The sequence below is a fragment of the Blautia sp. CGZ-1-C1 genome, from assembly GCF_056504575.1.
The window spans coordinates 1-3320 of the sequence record NZ_JBWLUT010000153.1 but is presented as its reverse complement, the minus strand read 5'-3'; the positions used below and the strand labels follow the sequence as shown (position 1 = coordinate 3320).

The window sequence follows — 3320 nt, the reverse complement described above, 5'->3', positions numbered from 1 at the left end:
AAAGCAAGAGCATCAGGATGAAATGCCACCATCTGACGCTCCGCATTTTCATAGCCCCCGAAAGTTTCCATAACAATCTGGGGAAACTGACGTTTTAGGCTACTGACCATATTCTGCTCATTTAAATTAAGAAAATCCGAAAATGTAACGATATCTCTCTGATAGGAAAGATTAGCTAATTCCCGGATTCTCTTAAGAAAAAATTCGTCTTTTTCCATTCGGGGATTAATAGCCTGCTCTTACTGACGGAGCAATCTCCCAGAATATTCTGAAGATCACCGGTGATATCTACATTGTACGGTCCAAGTACAAAGATATAGCTTGATACTTTCTGAAGGCTTCCACCTAAAGAATAACATGCACCAGATGTGAAATCGATGATTCTCTGTGCCAGTTCAACATCAATTCCCTCCAGATTTAAAATTACTGTAGAATTATCTACTAATGTGTCTGCAATCTCACGTGTATCTTCCATAGAAGAAGGCTTAATAACACAGACTTCCATATTTGAACCCTGGTTTGATTTACGGCTGCTTCTCATTGGAGTAATCTTAGAAGATGCAGCAGGACGTGTCTGGCGTTCGGCGCGTTCCTGCTTAACCGTAACTTTTGACGGAGCCGGAGCTGTCTGTTTCGGAGCGGATGCCTGTTTTGGAGCTGTTTTTACTGATTTTTCCTCTATTTCATCAAAAGCGTCATCCTCATCGGCCTCTTTCTTCTTAGAGAACTTATCAAAGAATTTCTTCTTAGGTTTTTCATCAAAATCCTCATCAAGAAAATCTTCATCATCCTCTTCATCTAACAGATCATCATCTAAGAATCCATCATCATCGTAATCATCATTTAATTTGATGGCATCTAAAAATTTATCTAAAACGCCCATTTTATTCTCCAATCTTTTTTTAGTCTTCTTTTATTGAGTAATCTCTCTCGCCAAAAATACCCGTTCCCACGCGTACCATAGTGGCACCTTCCTCAACTGCGACCTGATAATCATTTGTCATTCCCATACTCAGGACGCTCATATTAACATTATTAATGTTTTTGGCCGCAATGTCAACACTTAATTTCTTTAATTTCTGAAAAACTTCTCTATTTTCTTCAGGATTTGCTACAAATGGAGCAATTGTCATGAGTCCCATCACTTTGATATGCTGATAAGAAGAAATTTCCTCCAGAAATGGTAATACCTCTTCCGCAGTAAGGCCAAACTTGCTCTCCTCTTCCGCTACATTTACCTCGATTAAAACAGGCATACAGATTTCTTTTTTCGCAGCTTCTTTTTCAATGGTTTCTGCCAGACGGACAGAATCTACAGAATGAATCATGGATACCTTATCAATAATATATTTCACTTTATTTCTCTGTAAGTGTCCGATCATGTGCCACTGTACATCAGAAGGCATCTGATCATATTTATCCATAATTTCCTGAACTTTATTTTCTCCAAATACGCGGGCACCCGCATCATATGCTTCTTTGAGCATTTCTACAGGTTTTGTTTTGCTGACTGCAATAAGAGTTACCTCCTGAGGAGAACGCCCGGCAGTTTCACAGGCATTTTCGATATTTTTCTTTACAAGATTTAATTTATCAGCTAACATGTTAAGCCTCCTTAATTAGTATAAAATGTCTTCTTCTTTTACTTTATCTGCATTTCTTACAATATGGTCATATCTTGCAAGACCATAGGAAGTGTTTTTTGAGACAATAGCATATTCTTCGTTTTGGTCAAGTATTTCAATACGGCGGAAAACAGCATATCCTTTATTGATACAGTAAACACCCTCTAAAGTGTCTGTTTCACCGATGATATATTTCTCTCCGGTATCCGGATCAATAAGTGCATCTCCTTCTTTAAATGAGCTCTTGTCAATATAATAGATCATTGGCTGATCTTCTGATCCGTCGGTTGCCAGTTTGGAAACCGATGTATCTTCTACACTTGCATATATACTTACACTTTTAAATGTTCCGGAATCTTTGTTTCCAGATGCAAGCATAAATCCTGTTTCATTATTCTGGGTTGTTGCCATTCTGGATGGGACAACATAAAAATCTTTGGTCACAATAGAAGATAATGGTATCTTTAATCCAACTACTGTATTCGTTACAAGTTCAATATCAAGAAAGCGGTCAGAAGCATAACGGATAAGTCCCTTATTAAAATCAATCTGTCCATATTTCCCACCGTCTATCGTGATAATGGAAAAATCTCCGTTTTGTGTCATGTCATCTTTCAAGAATTTGACACGTATAGTTGAGCGGTCTTTCAGTTTCTCTGCCTGTTTATCACTTAGTGGAATCAAGAGGCTCCAGCGCTCATCTGTAATAATTGTGTAGACATCGTCTCCTGACTGAACAGAATCAGATGTCTTTAAATCTGTTTCATGATAAGAATTCTGATCGAAATCCTCAGCAGTCACAGTATCTATTGTTTTTCCTTCATAATTATCTGTAGAATATAAAATAATTCCATCTGACTGTGACTGACATATCGACTCATTTCCGGCATATACATTGCTGTTCGTGATGTTGTCTTCACCACTGCTGTCATCACTTTCGCCATATTCATCAGATGTAAGCGGAGCTGAAGAACTGTTTTCAGACTCAGCATATTGAAGAATGTTTCCCTTCAGTTCGTATTTGAAACTGTAAGTATTGTTAAATTTGCTGGAATTGAATCCCTTGGAAAAACTCATCATATCATTTCTGATCTTTAATAGTTCTTCCGTAGCAAGAGAAGCTGTGGATGTGGATTTTTTTGTACTGCTTAAACCATAAACAGCTCCGGAAGCATTGATTTTACTGCCCTCTCTCGCGTAATAGGTAATATACCCGGAAGAAGGCGCTGTACATACCGTTTCCTCACGAATAGCAAGTCCTGTATACGTTTCATTGCGGGACAGTGGTCCTGATGTTACCTGATAAGATTCAATGTGGGTAGTTGTAAAGTACAAGATAGCGCTGAATGACATATAAATAAATAAGATACCGAACATAATAGTACCAATATTCAGACCTGCAACCTTACGTAACCTGGCGAGAATTCCAGGCGTTTTTTCCTGTTTTTTATATTTATCAGACAATGAAATGTCTCCTTTGATCATGGAATCTATATAGAATGTAAATTATTTCTGTTACGGAAAGCTGTCATCTTTCCATAATTTCCAAAATATTGTAACACTTTGTTAAGTTAAAAACAAGTTTATTCATAAAGAATTCACAGGAAAGTGCTTGCCATAGCTGTTACTAGGAACTGAGTGTGCGGTAATAACTTGTTACTGTTCACTGGTAATATCCCGCGAGGTGTTTTTTGT

General features: G+C 37.7%; 3 protein-coding genes and 1 pseudogene. All 4 read right to left on the bottom strand.

Annotated elements, in window-relative coordinates; genetic code table 11:
* A pseudogene (locus tag AC058W_RS14335) lies at positions 1-218 on the bottom strand (RNA-binding protein); the annotation flags it as partial.
* The gene (locus AC058W_RS14330; protein WP_479390230.1) at positions 176-883 is read right to left on the bottom strand and encodes a cell division protein SepF; all 708 of its coding nucleotides are present in this window, start codon (positions 881-883) and stop codon (positions 176-178) included. The pseudogene AC058W_RS14335 and the gene AC058W_RS14330, both read right to left, overlap by 43 nt.
* A gap of 19 nt (positions 884-902) precedes the next feature.
* Entirely contained in the window at positions 903-1604 is a 702-nt protein-coding gene (locus tag AC058W_RS14325; RefSeq protein ID WP_118246861.1) for a YggS family pyridoxal phosphate-dependent enzyme, read from the bottom strand.
* A gap of 15 nt (positions 1605-1619) precedes the next feature.
* Entirely contained in the window at positions 1620-3089 is a 1470-nt protein-coding gene (locus AC058W_RS14320) for a biotin/lipoyl attachment domain-containing protein (RefSeq protein WP_118246862.1), read from the bottom strand.
* Between the last annotated feature and the right edge of the window lie 231 nt (positions 3090-3320).

Excerpts from the sequence above, each read along its gene's own strand:
- AC058W_RS14330 (WP_479390230.1), bottom strand. The coding sequence starts at position 883 with ATGGGCGTTTTAGATAAATTTTTAGATGCCATCAAATTAAATGATGAT.
- AC058W_RS14325 (WP_118246861.1), bottom strand. The coding sequence starts at position 1,604 with ATGTTAGCTGATAAATTAAATCTTGTAAAGAAAAATATCGAAAATGCC.